The 15322-nt window shown below is 44.4% G+C and carries 11 protein-coding genes and 1 rRNA gene; 3 read left to right on the forward strand and 9 right to left on the reverse strand.

Annotated features, from left to right (window positions below; genetic code table 11):
* Positions 1–82 (reverse strand): 16S ribosomal RNA (locus K5Q92_RS18115); the annotation flags it as partial.
* Positions 83–1179: 1097 nt separating this feature from the next.
* On the opposite strand from K5Q92_RS18115, the gene K5Q92_RS18120 reads away from it, so the two are divergent.
* Positions 1180–1713, forward strand: a complete 534-nt coding sequence (locus K5Q92_RS18120) for a thioredoxin family protein (protein ID WP_220770293.1) — start codon at positions 1180–1182, stop codon at positions 1711–1713.
* A gap of 72 nt (positions 1714–1785) precedes the next feature.
* On the opposite strand, the gene K5Q92_RS18125 is transcribed toward K5Q92_RS18120, so the two are convergent.
* The 3 genes from K5Q92_RS18125 to rhlB form a co-directional block, all read right to left on the reverse strand.
* Entirely contained in the window at positions 1786–4767 is a 2982-nt protein-coding gene (locus K5Q92_RS18125) for a TonB-dependent receptor (RefSeq protein ID WP_220770294.1), read from the reverse strand.
* Between the two features lie 430 nt (positions 4768–5197).
* Positions 5198–6109, reverse strand: a complete 912-nt coding sequence (locus K5Q92_RS18130; protein ID WP_220770295.1) for an exopolyphosphatase — start codon at positions 6107–6109, stop codon at positions 5198–5200.
* Positions 6110–6122: 13 nt separating this feature from the next.
* On the reverse strand, positions 6123–7439 hold the full coding sequence (rhlB, locus tag K5Q92_RS18135; protein ID WP_220770296.1) for an ATP-dependent RNA helicase RhlB: 1317 nt from the start codon (positions 7437–7439) through the stop codon (positions 6123–6125).
* A gap of 403 nt (positions 7440–7842) precedes the next feature.
* On the opposite strand from rhlB, the gene trxA reads away from it, so the two are divergent.
* Both trxA and rho read left to right on the forward strand, forming a co-directional pair.
* Positions 7843–8169: a thioredoxin TrxA gene (trxA, locus tag K5Q92_RS18140; protein WP_012278950.1), complete on the forward strand. Its 327-nt coding sequence runs from the start codon at positions 7843–7845 to the stop codon at positions 8167–8169.
* Between the two features lie 236 nt (positions 8170–8405).
* Complete coding sequence (gene rho, locus K5Q92_RS18145) at positions 8406–9671, forward strand: transcription termination factor Rho (protein WP_220770297.1); 1266 nt, start codon at positions 8406–8408, stop codon at positions 9669–9671.
* Positions 9672–9766: 95 nt separating this feature from the next.
* Here the strand turns inward: rho and K5Q92_RS18150 are convergent, their stop codons facing one another.
* From K5Q92_RS18150 to K5Q92_RS18170, 5 genes are all read right to left on the reverse strand, one after another.
* On the reverse strand, positions 9767–10684 hold the full coding sequence (locus tag K5Q92_RS18150; protein WP_220770298.1) for a LysR family transcriptional regulator: 918 nt from the start codon (positions 10682–10684) through the stop codon (positions 9767–9769).
* A gap of 117 nt (positions 10685–10801) precedes the next feature.
* Positions 10802–11533 (reverse strand): fumarate reductase iron-sulfur subunit, encoded by a 732-nt coding sequence (locus K5Q92_RS18155; protein ID WP_220770325.1) that lies wholly within the window; start codon positions 11531–11533, stop codon positions 10802–10804.
* An 8-nt stretch (positions 11534–11541) separates the two neighbouring features.
* Positions 11542–13542 (reverse strand): fumarate reductase flavoprotein subunit, encoded by a 2001-nt coding sequence (locus tag K5Q92_RS18160; protein ID WP_220770299.1) that lies wholly within the window; start codon positions 13540–13542, stop codon positions 11542–11544.
* 56 nt (positions 13543–13598) lie between these two features.
* Complete coding sequence (locus K5Q92_RS18165; protein ID WP_220770300.1) at positions 13599–14273, reverse strand: fumarate reductase cytochrome b subunit; 675 nt, start codon at positions 14271–14273, stop codon at positions 13599–13601.
* A 161-nt stretch (positions 14274–14434) separates the two neighbouring features.
* Positions 14435–15157, reverse strand: a complete 723-nt coding sequence (locus K5Q92_RS18170; RefSeq protein ID WP_259649623.1) for a fumarate reductase cytochrome b subunit — start codon at positions 15155–15157, stop codon at positions 14435–14437.
* Between the last annotated feature and the right edge of the window lie 165 nt (positions 15158–15322).

The raw sequence follows: 15322 nt of genomic DNA on the forward strand, positions 1-15322 counted from the left end.
CTCCCTTGTGTTACCGCTCGACTTGCATGTGTTAGGCCTGCCGCCAGCGTTCAATCTGAGCCATGATCAAACTCTTCAATTAAAGTTTTGATGGTCCGAAGACCTGCTCAATGAATTATACTGTTTTCCATCAACCTTAAGGCTAATGAAGTTTACATATTGCTATGGTCACTCAGTGGTTCATCGAGAAAAATTTTGATTACATCTAAGATGTAATTTCGATTAACTCAACACCTGTGAGTGCCCACACAGATTTGCTTGTCATATTGTTAAAGAGCGTTGCCTGCTTGACGTTCTTACGAACCGCTTCAAGTGGCTAGGGCTGCGTATTCTACACCTCCCGTTGTTGGCGTCAAGCGTTTATTTTAAGAAGTTTTTCAAGCGATGATTCTTTATACACTCTCGTATTAACAACCATCAAATGAAGCTCTTAAACCGCTTGCCACCTGAATCAAATCTCCGTGGAGTTTTAACTCTCTAACACTGCTGCAAGTCCCGTTCTATCTAGCGTTTACGCTGGGTAGTTGGCCTGCTGTGCCGTGTCAGTGGATGCGCATTATAGGGAGATTTAAGACGAGCGCAAGCGCTTTTTGAAAGAAAAATGAAGTTTTTTCAAAAGGCTACCTTAATCACATCATACCCACCAAATACCCCCAGAGTTATCCACAAAACCGATATTTCCGTTCACATTTTGTGCGCTGGGACATTCAGTCTAGTACAGTATTTACGAGTTGCACGTGTAATTTGAAATAAAATTGAATTATTACAAGCCTAGCTTTATTTGCCTGTCTAATGTTAGGCCTGTTATCTGCAACGCGACGAGTGCTGCAGCCTGTATATCATGCGATAAGTCGTACAGAGCATCTATACCTTACGCTAAACCTTGCGCTGAAAATCAGCCTTCTATCTTTTATAAATGACTATATAACTAATCTAATCAAACTAAATTCAGTAAGGTGTTTGCTCTTACAATTCACTCTTTCTAGTTTAAACACACTTCAGATTTCTACATACTCGATTCAGCTACACTTCAGGCTTCGCCTGTTAACCTACTTCTTATTAAAGCAATTCGTCACTTTAGAGTGATCCCTATAACAATGCGGTAATTGTTCTCTTCACGCACTAGTTCAGACATGCTTGAATAAAACGAAACCATTTCTTCTTGCTCGAGGTATTATCATGCACAATAACGTTAAAGCATTGCTTGCAACCACCGTTTTATTTTTTAGTAGTCAAACGTTGGCTAGCAGCGGCTGCGGATTTGAAGATAAGCAAGAGGGCTTTTTAGCAACTTGCAGCGAGGAGAAGCAAGAAGTGATTTTAACTGGCGCAGTAACACATCAAGAACTTAATGAATTTGACTGGTTTAACGACGAGTACAAGAACTACAAAACTGATGCAGCAATTATAGCTAAACTACAAAAAGTCGATAAGCCAACCCAAGTGACCGTAATCATCGGTACTTGGTGTCCAGATTGTCACCGAGAAACGCCTCGTTTCATTCGCATTATTGAAGAGATCAATAATCCAAATATAAAAGTGGCATATATAGGTGTAGACAGAGCGAAACAAGATCCAGATGGTTTGGCTGCTAAATATGAGTTCACCCGTATCCCTACCTTTATTATTGAACAGGATAATAAAGAGGTTGGACGCATTGTTGAAAGGCCAGAAGTATCACTCGAGGCTGATTTGGCTAAAATCTTAAACTAGCCTTTCCGCTCATAAAAAGAAAAGGCCGCAGTTGCGGCCTTTTATGATCTTAGCTAGCTAATAACTTCACTATTAGAAATCGTAACGAACAGATGCTCGTACGTAACGTGGAGTCTGGAAGCTGTCTGGATAGCCATAACGAAGGTTCTTCGCACCACTATCTGACTCATACTGCTCATCAACACCTGTTACACCATCGAAGTTAAATAGGTTGTATACATTTAACTTAAAGTTCAGACGGCCAGCTTCATTGAAGTCCATGGTGTAAGACATGTTTAGGTCAATGTTATAAACCCAATCTGTGCGTCCCATGCTACCACGTGGCGCAGGTTCACCATCAGCATAGAAAGATGAAGCGCCATACCAATCACGGCCATAACATGTTCCATCAATCGCAACCGCTTGGACACAGTAACCTTGATCGACTGGGTGAACACCAAAGGCATTAATTGGACGACCCGATTGTAGGTAAGAGTTAAAGCCTACGCTGAAGTCATCTGTAATGTTATATACACCATATAGTTTAAAGTTATGGCGGCGATCATTTGGTAGGTAACCATCACCATTATCCATAAGTTCTGGATAGTCGAAAGAAGTTGTCCAACCCGGATCGGCCTGCTCGTTATCTGAGCGAACTAAACCTTCTGTATTACCTTCACTCTTAGACCAGGTATAAGAACCATTAAGTGTAAAGTCATCTGTAACATTACCGCTAAAGCTTAACTCGATAGCCTTATAAGTACGTTCAGCTTCAGGGAAGCCCATCTGATCGGCGTTTACATTTACCGTCTCTTTAACACCATCGCCATCAACATCATAATAGATTTCAGTGCCAATTCCTGGGTTGGTTAATGTTGGGAACCAGCCGCCAACAAAATAATCTTCGGCGCTTGTTTCACCATTACCTGCATACCATGTATCAGCATCGTAGTTATCTAAAATCCACTGATTCATTCCATAGTTAAATGATACATCCTCAATAGACTGCTTAAGATCACGATACACACCTCGGATACCTACAGCCCAATCGTCGTTAACCTGCTGCTGATAACCAATAGCAAATTCATCTGAATACATTGAACCGGCTTTATTGTTAAATAGCTGGTCTGCATCAGGTACAGTTCCATCGGCAACCACGCGACGGCTGATTTCATCACCTAAAATTGGTGAACCATCGGCATTCACACCTTCTAGGTGACTAACAATGTGGGAGTCGTATGCTGCCGATGCCATACGTAGGTTCGTATTTGGAGACACAGGCTGGAAATAACGGCCATATGAAGCGTATAGTTTACTGCTGCCGTCACCCAGAACATCCCATGTTGCGCCTAAACGTGGAGCAAACTGGCCATCTAGATCGACATACTTGTCACCAGAGCCTGTCGTATTGCTAAATTCGCTATAACGCACGCCAGCATTAATCGTCACTGTATCTGTTACAGCCCAAGTATCAGAGATATATAGCGCAGTATGAACGTTTTCAGTTTCACTATTTTTGCCCCAAATACGCAAATCAGCATATTCAGTCCCTTCAGCAAGACCGTAGGCGTTGTCTGGACCCGCTGCGTAATACTCGTACCAACCTTCTCCATGTGGAGTATAGAAATCAGCAATTTCTAGACGCTCATAGTCATAACCTGCACGTAAGGTATGATCACCAATGATCCAATCCAAATCGATACGGTAAGTGATTCGCTTGTCTTCGGTTTCAGACGAACCATAACCGACCCAATCACCTAGACGTTCCCAGTAACCCGAGCGGTTATCCCAATAAGTGGATTGATCAAGGGTACCCGAGTTATCTTTAGTAGATTGGGTGATCTCACCATACATAGCAGACAGAGTAATATCATCTGTTAGGTAACCTGTGTATTGTGCGTTCCAACCAGTGCCGCCGTAAGTGGTCTCTGTCACACCAATTTCATCACCACGACCACCATCTTCATCTCGATGGTACAGAGTACCTTGATAATCACCTTCATTACTAAAGGCCATTACGCCAATTGAGTGATCTTCGTGAATAAACCAATCGACTTTAGTGAACCAGCGGTTAGTTTTCCACTCGTTATCACCAATCTGGCTCTCACCATAAGAAGTTACATCTTCTTCAAACGGGTTCCATAGGCCGTAGAAGAATAACTTATCTTCAATCAATGCCCCTGAAGCCCAGATGTTATATTCGGTTTCTTGCCAGTAGCCTTCTTTAGCTTCTTCGATAGTGCCATCGTCTTTCATTCGTAACGTAGGCTCAGCTAATGAATCTGGTGCTATTTCAGCCTTACCACCGAATTTCCATTCATTGTCACCAGACTTAGAAACTAGGCTCACCACACCACCAATGAAACGTCCGTATTCAGCAGACACACCACCAGTTTGAACTTCTGTTTGCGCAATAGCTTCCCAAGGTAAGTCTATATCCCCCATACCTTTACGCAAATCGGTGATGTTAAGTCCATTTAAATAATATCCATTTTCTGCAACCGATGAGCCACCAATTGCTACGCCACCAAATCCATTGTCACCAGCAACCGAACCAGGTGTTAACAATGCAATGGCCGTTGAGTCTAGCTCTACAGGCAGCTGGTTAAGCTCACTCATAGAGATCACTTGTGATGTAGTTGTGCTAGAAGTATCTACTCGACTGATCCTCGCACCATTTACCGTAATACGTTCAACATCAGAGCCTTCTAGGTCTAGTGCCACATCGAAAGTCAGTGCATTACCCATGGTAACTTCAATGTGTTGTTCACTAACTTGGTAGTAGCCATCTTTAGAGATGGTTACTGTATATTTACCAATTGGCAGACCTTTAAGAGAGAAACTTCCGTTTGCTCCAGTGGTCGTCTCTCTGACAATACCTTTTGATTCATGCTTAATAATGACTTTCGCATTACTAAGATTTGAGCCAGCCTCAGTTGTAATGTGACCTTGCATCACACCTAGACCATCTGCTGCCATTGCAGCAGGTGTAGCCATAAAAAGCACCGAACCAACGGCCAAAGCCGCTAAGCTCTTTTTAGGCGAAAATCGCTTCGAAGCGTTACTTCCAGACATAATCTATCTCCCTAAAATCAATTCTGTGTACGCTTAGCCAAACTTCTTATTAGTATTAATTGGACTCAACACGACCAAGCGCAACAAAACGTTAACATACTACACATATTTTATACAATCTACATTATGCGAAATAAAGCGCGATTGGAGAGTTTACTAAGTTGAAGATCTAAAGAAACACAACAAAATCAGCCTTAAAAGCCACGCAAGGTCATGAAAACAGAAGGTTTAACTAGGATGCCTAAGAAAAATAGAATAACACGCTTAAATTAGTGGGTAGTTTTAACTTGGAGCCTTAGGAAGCGGCTGAAATTGAACAATTTGCAGCGATCATGATGGGTTTATTGCCACTTAGATGCAGCACGAGAGGAGTGTAAATCGTCAGAAAGGTATGGCAGTGACGATAAAGAAAAGGATATTAATAAACTAACTAAAGGTTACTCGCTAACGTCTGCAACACGCCTTCACGCAGTGCACCACCTGAAAGGTGGAGTTTTTCAATCTCGAGTAATTCGAATAGACCGAGAAGAATGGCTACCCCAGCGGCAAAAGTTGGTGCTCTTTCAGGGTTCAAACCGGGAATGTCCAGCATGGAAGGATGCTCTTGGGTGAGTACTTCCTGTTTTAACTGCTGCAACACATCTAATGTGATGACACTAGAAAGGTTGCGATGGTTAAGCAACTCAACAACAGATTGAACGCTGCCCGATGCTCCCACTACGCAATGCCAGCCCAATGCCTTAAGCTCGCCCAACTGCTCTCCCAGTACCGTTCTGACTCTAGCTTTAGCGTCATCAAAATCCAGTTGCTGGAATGGAAAGCTAGCAAAAAAAGTATCATTAAAGGTGACGCAGCCCATGGGCAAACTTGATTTTAGTAGAACTTTATTGCCATCACCGATAATAAACTCGGTACTTGCACCACCAATATCGATAACAAGTCGTCGCCCCTCACCTTCTGTCGTGGCAACCATACCTTGATAAATAAGCTCCGCTTCGCGCATGCCTGAGATTATTTCAATGGGATGGCCCAAGATAGGTAAGGCACGGCGGCAAAAGTCATCTGAGTTTGAAATTTTACGGAGTGTGGCTGTGGCTATAACTGCTACATGCTCAGCTGAAACACCCTCTTTTTCGAGCATTTGGCCAAACATTTTCAAACAATCCAGCCCACGTAATAACACCTCTTCACTCAGCGAGCCATCAGCTAAAATCCCTTCGGCCAAACGAACTTTTCGTTTGTACTTAGCAATAATTTTAGGTTGATGGCCGTCAGTCTTGGCCACCAACATATTAAAACTATTTGAGCCTAATGTGATGGCCGCATAAAGAGGTGTTGTCATTGAGCTTTATCGCCTAAGAATGCCTACGCGTTCTGTCGTGACGACGCGGACCGTTACTACGGTGCCCACCCTGAGTGCGGCCTGGGCCACTACGATCACGCTGATTACGTGTATGACTGCTTGGCTTACGATGAATTTTCACTGGTGGAGGAATATCATCAAGCAGTGCGTCACTGTCGTATGAAGTCACAGGGATCGAGTGTTGAATGTAAGACTCAATAGCAGGCAAGTTAAGAGCATACTCTTCACACGCAAAACTCACCGATACCCCTTTTTGACCCGCACGACCTGTACGACCGATACGGTGTACGTAATCTTCGCAGTCATCCGGTAGATCGTAGTTATAAACGTGAGATACATCAGAGATATGCAAACCACGCGCTGCAACGTCTGTCGCCACTAAGATGTCAATTTCACCTTTGGTGAACTGTTCAAGAATACGTAAACGTTTCTTCTGCGGCACATCACCAGTTAGCAAGCCTGCGCGATGTCCGTCCCCTTCAAGCCATGACCACACTTTTTCACAGCTGTGTTTGGTATTAGAAAAAACGATGGCTTTTTCTGGCCAGTCTTCTTCAAGCAGTGACAATAACAAAGGCATCTTCTCCTCCATCGATGGATAGAAGATCTCCTCTTTAATGTTCTTTGATGTTTTCTCGTTTGGCGCAATCTCAACTTTCTCAGGCTCATTCATGTGGTCATAAGCCAGTTCCTGCACTTTCATTGAAAGTGTTGCAGAGAACAGCATATTCAAACGTGACTTAGCATCTGGCATACGTCTAAACAGGAAACGAATGTCTTTAATAAAGCCTAAATCGAACATACGATCGGCTTCATCAAGCACGACTGCCTGAATACCACTCACATTGATGACACCTTGGCGTACGTAATCGATAATTCGACCAGTAGTACCGATAAGGATATCAACGCCTTTATCGAGCACTTTACGCTGGGTTTCATACCCTTCACCGCCATAAACGATACCCACCTTCAGGCCAGTGTATTTAGCCAGTAAGTTAGCATCTTTAGCGATCTGAATCGCCAACTCTCGAGTCGGCGCCATAATGATCGCGCGCGGTTGATTAAGTTGGCGCTCTTCAGGTACAGGAACAGATAGAAGGTGATTAAAGGTCGCAACCAAAAAGGCCAAGGTTTTACCCGTACCTGTTTGTGCCTGACCCGCTATATCTTTTTTTTCTAATAAAATTGGTAATGATAACGCTTGAATTGGAGTACAGAACTCAAACCCAGCTTCATTAAGTGCTTGATGAACTTCTTTATGTAAAGGGAAGTCAGCAAACTTCTTTGTAGATAAATGTGTTTCGCTCATAGCGCAGGCTTACCTGTAAAGGTTGCAATAAAAAACTCGATCGTTTGAAATAGCGATAGAATTTTATCACAGAAAATTGGTGCACACTCTGAGAAGCGTATTTCACGATACATTTTGCATCGGTGACGGAATCATTATTCCCTCTGTTTTATATGATGCGATGAAATTTTAGCGTGTATTTACGGTTCTCTTAGGACAATTTTAAACGCTTATTAGCGTTAGACGTCATTGACGTAGGCTAACTATGCCTGTAAATCAGCGTCTTGTCTAAAGCGTTTTTTGCTCCTAAAGAGTACTGGCAGTAATATTTGCATAACTTTTGGCTTGAAAAGCTATTTTACCAACCCAATATACAGGTTAAGCCATTAACAAACCAGCGATGGCAACCAAACTGGAGAACAACATGAGCGACAAGATTGTATACCTAAGCGACGACAGCTTTGAAAATGACGTAATTAACTCTGAACTACCAGTTCTAGTTGATTTTTGGGCTGAATGGTGTGGTCCATGTAAAATGATTGCTCCAATCCTAGATGACGTAGCTGAAGAGTATGAAGGTAAAATCACAATCGCTAAGCTGAACGTTGACCAAAACAATGTATCACCAGCTAAGTATGGCGTTCGTGGTATCCCAACTCTACTACTATTTAAAGCAGGCGAGCTAGCAGCAACTAAAGTTGGCGCACTATCGAAGACTCAACTTAAAGAGTTCATCGACGCTCAACTTTAAGCTAAAAAATACCGCATTATCCCCAATAAAGCGGTATATAAGTGATTCCCGACACAGCTTCAATAAGAAAATGTGTCGGGTGACACTAAACTTCTAGACGCCCAGTCTTGTTAGTGCTACTTTAATAACCAGACACATTCAAATTAACCCACTTCTCGCTATCCGATCGATATTCAATAAGCTACAAAACCATTGATCGAAGATGGCATTGTCACGTAAAAACAAGACCCACCAAGATGAATTTATCAGAATTAAAAAACACCTCAATTTCAGATTTAGTCCAGCTTGCGCAAGACATGAAGCTAGACAATATGGCCCGTGCTCGTAAGCAAGATATTATTTTCTCTATTCTTAAGGCCCACGCTAAAAGCGGTGAAGATATTTTCGGTGGTGGCGTCCTAGAGATTTTGCAAGATGGCTTCGGCTTCCTTCGTAGCTCTGATGGTTCATACTTAGCGGGCCCAGACGATATCTACGTATCACCTAGCCAAATTCGACGCTTTAACATGCGTACTGGTGATACGATTTTTGGTAAAATTCGTCCACCAAAAGAAGGCGAGCGTTATTTTGCCCTTCTAAAAGTCACCGAAGTTAACTTCGACAAGCCTGAAAACTCTCGCAACAAAATCCTTTTTGAAAACCTTACACCTTTGCATGCACAAGATCGTCTTCGCATGGAGCGTGGTAATGGTTCTACTGAAGATATCACTTCACGTATTCTGGATTTATGTTCTCCAATTGGTAAAGGTCAGCGTGGTCTTATCGTTGCACCACCAAAAGCGGGTAAAACCCTATTGCTACAGAACATGGCGCAAAGCATCACTAACAACAACCCAGAAGTGGTGTTGATGGTTCTACTGATCGACGAACGTCCTGAAGAAGTAACCGAGATGCAACGCATGGTTAAAGGTGAAGTGATTGCTTCAACCTTCGATGAGCCTGCAAGCCGCCACGTACAAGTTGCCGAAATGGTAATTGAAAAGGCAAAACGCCTAGTAGAGCATAAGAAAGACGTAGTTATCTTACTTGACTCTATTACTCGTCTTGCTCGTGCATACAACACTGTTATCCCTTCATCTGGTAAGGTACTTACTGGTGGTGTTGACGCTAACGCCCTACACCGTCCTAAGCGTTTCTTTGGTGCAGCTCGTAACATCGAACATGGCGGCAGCTTAACTATTATCGCGACAGCGCTTGTTGATACAGGCTCTAAGATGGATGAAGTGATTTACGAAGAATTTAAAGGTACAGGTAACCAAGAGTTACACCTTTCTCGTAAAGCTGCAGAAAAGCGCGTCTTCCCTGCTATCGACTTCAACCGCTCTGGTACTCGTCGCGAAGAGAAGCTAACAACACCGGATGAACTACAGAAGATGTGGATCCTACGTAAGATCCTAAATCCTATGGATGAAGTCAGTGGCATGGAGTTCTTAATCGACAAATTGGCAATGACCAAGACTAACGATGAGTTCTTCACTGCGATGAAACGCGCTAAGACCTAAACGCGCTAAGACCCAAACTCGCTAAGAGTTAGTCTAATGCTAGTAATAAAAAACCGCATCCGTGCGGTTTTTTTATATCTGTATTTAAGTGAGAGCTAGCGACTCATATGATAGCTTACGCGCTCTAAACGCTTTTTACAGCGCTCTCTGAGCATATCTCTCAATAACAGCACCACAGGCGTCACATGCTCTCGTCCGGGGCATACTAGGTACAGATCAGCCTCTTCGCCTTGATACTCACTGAGCATTGGTACCAAGCGGCCAGCTTCGATATCGTCTGTTAAATCGAGCCAAGACTTAAATACGAGCCCCTGACCTGCAACTGCCCAGCGTCTAGCTACATCGGCGTCATTACAAGTTCGGTTAGCCGTAACTCTAACCTTATGCTGCTGACCATTTTTGCTAAATAGCCACTGATCATGAGTCCGTTCATCTAACATAAAGAATAGGCAATTATGTTTTGCTAATTGCTCCAAAGAGTTCACCTTACCGAAGCGCTCTATATAGTCTGGAGAAGCACACAGTACTCGGTGTGACTGGCAAATTTTAAAGGCCACCAGCGAAGAGTCTTTAGGTCTTCCTGAGCGCAACGCAACATCGATCTTGTCATGATAAAAATCCGATAGGTTGTCGCCAATGTGCAGACGTAGATTCATTTGAGGATATTCTTGCAAGAAATCATCTAACCAAGGCAATAACACATTACGACCAACATCTGAGGGCACAGCTAGACTAACCAAGCCCGATATACTGGCTTGACTGCTCTCTATTGCTCTTTGTCCCAATTCAAGATCCGCTAACGCCCGACGACAATGAATAAGGTAACGCTCACCGGCATCGGTAAGCCTTAAGCTGCGGGTGCTTCGAATAAAAAGACTCGTTCCTAGCGCTTTTTCTAACCGCTTTAGCCCTGCACTCGCTACCGCAGAGGAGATATCGAGTTCGACGGCCGCAGCAGTCAAACTGCCACAATCGGCTATCCGCACAAAAAGCCTTAGATCATCGAGCTGCATCTTTATCAAGATTCCGTTTATAAATACCTATTTATTTAAATCTAATTGTAGATAAAGCCTCAGTAAACATCACCCATAAAAAAACCTGCAAATGCAGGCTTTCTTCTTTAGCTCAACCTAGACGAGTGTCACCGCCATCTTACGGCGCAGATAGGCTATCTGCTGCATATGCGGCAAGTCTTTAGGGCAGTTGTCTTGACAACCAAGTAGCGTCATACAACCGAATACACCATCTTGGTTACCAATCACATGATAGAAGTCTTCTAGCTCGCGACCATCACGACTATCTAGCTCGAAACGGGCTAGTTTCATCATACCGACGGCGCCGACAAAGGTGTCACGCATCTGCTTTGTTGCACAGGCCGACACACACACACCACACTCTACACAGCGCTCCAGCTCATATAACTTAGCGGCCTCAGCCGGATCCATTGGCGCTTCTAAGCGGTGTACATCGATATCATCACTGATTGGGTGTAACCATAACTTTAAGCGCTCTGCGAGTTCACGCATAAACTTGCCCGTATTAACCGATAGATCGCCAATTAGCTCAAAGCCTGGCAAAGGCATTAGGTTAATCTCACCCTGAGGATACTTGGTCGTCAAGGTGCGACAAGCTAAGGTTGGAAAACCGTTGATCACCATGGCGCAGCTGCCACAGATCCCGGCGCGGCAAACAAAATCAAACTGCAAAGAGGTATCTTGCTCCTCACGCAAACGATTGAGTGCAATAAACACCGTCATGCCAGGTGTTTCTTCCAGCTGGTATTTCACCATCTTAGGCTTATCGCCCGGCACCTGCGGATCATATCTAAAAATATTAAAAGTTAAGGTACGGCCCTTAGCCATTTCTTGGCTCATTTAGCGTTTTCTCCTACGCTCGAATTTTCAAGCGTGTCACTTAAGCGTTCGTTCTTTGGTGTTAATGATTCTGGTACGTCAAACGGCATTAATGCATGTTGCTTCTGATATCTATCTGCATCAGGACCTAGCTGAGCTAAGATCTCGCTGATCTCCTGCTCACGCTTAGCGGTATCTGGATGAGCGATCGCATTATCGATGCCGTAACCACGATAACCCGGCGGTAGTTCCATCTGCATCACATCTAGCTGCTCATAGCTTAGCTCTGGCGTCAGAGCATTTTCATCTGGCCAGCTAGACAAGGTTCTGTTTAACCAGTCTTTATCATTACGCTGTGGAAAATCTTCACGGGCATGAGCACCACGGCTTTCTGTACGTGCAGCGGCGCCACAAGCAACGGTTAGTGCAACCTTAAGCATGCGCTTAACACGTAGAGCCTCTACCAACTCAGGATTAGCATGGCGCTTGTTACACTTAAGGCCGATAGCGCGAGAGCGCTTTAGTAGCTCTTGTAACTCGGTAACGGCTTTATCTAACTCAGGGCCATTTCGGAAAATACCCACATAATCCATCATGATCCGCTCCATCTCTTTACGGATCGCATATGGACTCTCTGTACCGCCACCTTCAACTAAACCATCAATTTCACTGCGTACCTTGTCGACAAATGTCTCGACTAGGCCAGTATCGATCTCTAAGGTGTTTTCCTGACAGAAATCGGCGACATACTTACCGATGATCATGCCGCCAACAACGGTTTCAGCTAGGGAGTTGCCCCCTAAGCGGTTAAAGCCATGCATATCCCAGCATGCAGCCTCACCAACGCTGAATAAGCCTTTCAACTGCGGGCTTTGTCCTGTCTTGTCGGTACGGATCCCCCCCATAGAGTAGTGCTGGGTCGGTCTTACCGGGATCCAGTCTTTAGCAGGATCGATCCCTAGGAAGTTTTCACAGATCTCTTTCACTTCACGCAAGTTAGTCTCTACGTGTTTGCGACCAAGCAAAGTAATATCCAGCCACAAGTGTGGGCCATAAGGACTATCGACGCCTTTGCCTTTACGCATATGCTCAGTCATGCGGCGCGATACCACGTCGCGTGAGGCCAGCTCTTTCTTCTCTGGCTCATAATCAGGCATAAAGCGGTGACCATCTTTATCGCGCAGCAGGCCACCATCTCCACGACAACCTTCGGTAGTCAAAATACCTACAGGCACGATAGCGGTAGGGTGGAACTGCACCGCCTCCATGTTGCCAAGCTTAGCAACACCGGTTTCTAATGCCAGCGCCTGCCCCACACCTTCGCAGATAATGGCATTGGTCGACACTTCATAGATCCGGCCATAACCGCCAGTTGCAATAGTCGTCGACTTAGCCACATAAGCATGTAGCTCGCCAGTAATTAAACAGCGTGCTACAACACCGTGACAACGCTTGCCATCATGGATCAATGATAGGGCTTCCATGCGTTCATGCACTGGAATGTCCATCGAAATCGCTTTGTTATCTACTGCGTAAAGTAACGAGTGACCCGTACCATCTGCCGTATAGCAAGTACGCCACTTCTTAGTGCCACCAAAGTCTCGAGCATTAATCAAGCCATGAGCGCTCTCTGCTTCCTCAATGGTTACCTTCTCTGCATTCACTACCACTTGACGTGGACCAGCGGTTACACGCGTCCAAGGTACACCCCAGTTGGCCAATTCACGCACGGCTTTCGGCGCACAATGAGCAAACATGCGCGCCACGTCTTGGTCGCAGCCCCAATCAGAACCTTTTACCGTATCTTGAAAATGGACATCCTCATCATCTCCCATTCCCTTTACGGTATTGCCCAAACTCGCTTGCATACCACCTTGCGCTGCAGCGGAGTGCGAGCGCTTTGCGGGAATTAATGACAATACAACAGTATCTAGGCCACGCTCTTTAGATGCGATAGCTACTCGTAATCCAGCAAGTCCGGCGCCGATCACTAATGAATCGGTATATATCAGTTTCACACGTGCTCCTTAAAGTAGGGTGCAGAGTCAGTTTATGTTCTATTTATCACCACTATTTATCCATTGGTATAAGGCAAGAACGCCAGTAGTGACGCTAGCCCCACAACAATGAAAATCACACTGATGATAGTCTTTATTTTTTTCAGTCTTTCGCGGGTATTTAAATCTCTCGCTACGCCCCATTTCACCGCTAGGCGATATACCCCTATCGCAGCGTGAAGCTCTACACAGAGTAATAACGGCAGATACAACAGCCATGCTCCCTGTTGCCAAATTCTATCGGCACTACCATGGGGGCCAATCGTCTCGGGTGCAGACCCTATGAGCCACAAGTGCACAGGTAGCAATAGTAAAATCACCACTCCCGTCGCGGCTTGCCATACCCATAGACGTGTATCGCCGTGATTAACCAAGTTAAGCTGCTGCCTTAACGCCTTTTGCTGACGCAGGCTAAGCGGTAGCTTATGAATAGCTACCAACACATGCACCAGTACAATGGCCGCAATCAATAGGGCTATGATAGACACTACCCAAGGGTATCCATGGCCATCTGCAGTTAAGAAACTCAACTCCATGGTCTTGGCAACCCAGGTCATCGCCTCCGCTCCAAGCAGAATAGAGGAGACCAGTATTAGGTGTGTCCATAAAAATATTGCCAGTACGCCACCAGAGAGACTCTGGCTCAAATCCAACCAACCACTCCAATTACCGCGATCTGTTTTTTTATTCATTCGCTGTCCTATCCTAGATAAACACCTAGCTTATTAACCATTTGGTTACAATGTCGCGCAATAAAAGGTATTTAACTGTGAGATAGATCAACAAAAATACGATTAGTTAAGTGAAGATTAATAAACTACTTTAGCTTGATAACCTCACTAATAAGCATCACTTAACTTGGTCGATAAGCCTCTACAGGAAGAGTCAATTCACTCCCGATCAAAATGTAAGAACCTAGGCTAAGCAACCCGATGACGATAAGATAAACGATCAACACCTTAATCAATTTACGCAGACCTGTGCGCTTATGGGTGAAGCCCCACTTAACCGCAACACGGTAAAGTCCGATCATGGCGTGGATAACGACTGCTGGCAGCAATAGAGCGTATAGCAACCAAGCATTATGGTGATAAACACGCTCAGCCGATAAGTTAGGGCCAATTTCAGGATTGGCGATCATAGTAAACAGGTGCACAGGTACTAAGAAGAACAATACAAAACCAGTAGCTAATTGCCAAAACCAAGCATGGCTATCTTTGTGATTAATCACTGTCATATGGCGTCTTAATGCGCGCCATTGGCCAAGCTGGGCAGGAAAACGACGTAAAGCAACGGCGGCGTGCAGCATCACTACGGCTAGCATAAACACTGAGAAAACTTTAGTCACAATAGGAAAACCGTGACCTGTAGGGCTAAACATTCCGCCCTCTAAAAATTGCACGACTGTATAGAAAGCATCTTTTCCAAGTAGGATACTCGATTCGAAGTGTAAGTGGGCCAATAGGAAGCAGCCCATCATTACCCCTGTAATGCTTTGTATTTTATCTGCTTTTGCCGATGCAGGATGTCCGGTACCGCTTACGTAGGATGCTAACATTATTCTTGTCTTGTTTATCTTATGCCTAATAGTGGGATTTACACTCTAACAAGATCTTTGTCAGCAAAATGATACAGAGATTTTTTTCGTGAACGATCTCACCCTTTTTAACCCAGCTATTAGATCAAGATCACAGATAATGGGTATACAAAAGAACACTGGTAATACCATTTAACCAATAAA

It is taken from the genome of Shewanella sp. MBTL60-007 (assembly GCF_019654915.1).
GTDB lineage: Bacteria > Pseudomonadota > Gammaproteobacteria > Enterobacterales > Shewanellaceae > Shewanella.

Excerpts from the sequence above, each read along its gene's own strand:
- rhlB (WP_220770296.1), bottom strand. The coding sequence starts at position 7,439 with ATGAGCGAAACACATTTATCTACAAAGAAGTTTGCTGACTTCCCTTTA.
- K5Q92_RS18125 (WP_220770294.1), bottom strand. The coding sequence starts at position 4,767 with ATGTCTGGAAGTAACGCTTCGAAGCGATTTTCGCCTAAAAAGAGCTTA.
- K5Q92_RS18130 (WP_220770295.1), bottom strand. The coding sequence starts at position 6,109 with ATGACAACACCTCTTTATGCGGCCATCACATTAGGCTCAAATAGTTTT.
- rho (WP_220770297.1), top strand. The coding sequence starts at position 8,406 with ATGAATTTATCAGAATTAAAAAACACCTCAATTTCAGATTTAGTCCAG.
- K5Q92_RS18165 (WP_220770300.1), bottom strand. The coding sequence starts at position 14,273 with ATGAATAAAAAAACAGATCGCGGTAATTGGAGTGGTTGGTTGGATTTG.
- trxA (WP_012278950.1), top strand. The coding sequence starts at position 7,843 with ATGAGCGACAAGATTGTATACCTAAGCGACGACAGCTTTGAAAATGAC.
- K5Q92_RS18150 (WP_220770298.1), bottom strand. The coding sequence starts at position 10,684 with ATGCAGCTCGATGATCTAAGGCTTTTTGTGCGGATAGCCGATTGTGGC.
- K5Q92_RS18120 (WP_220770293.1), top strand. The coding sequence starts at position 1,180 with ATGCACAATAACGTTAAAGCATTGCTTGCAACCACCGTTTTATTTTTT.
- K5Q92_RS18155 (WP_220770325.1), bottom strand. The coding sequence starts at position 11,533 with ATGGCTAAGGGCCGTACCTTAACTTTTAATATTTTTAGATATGATCCG.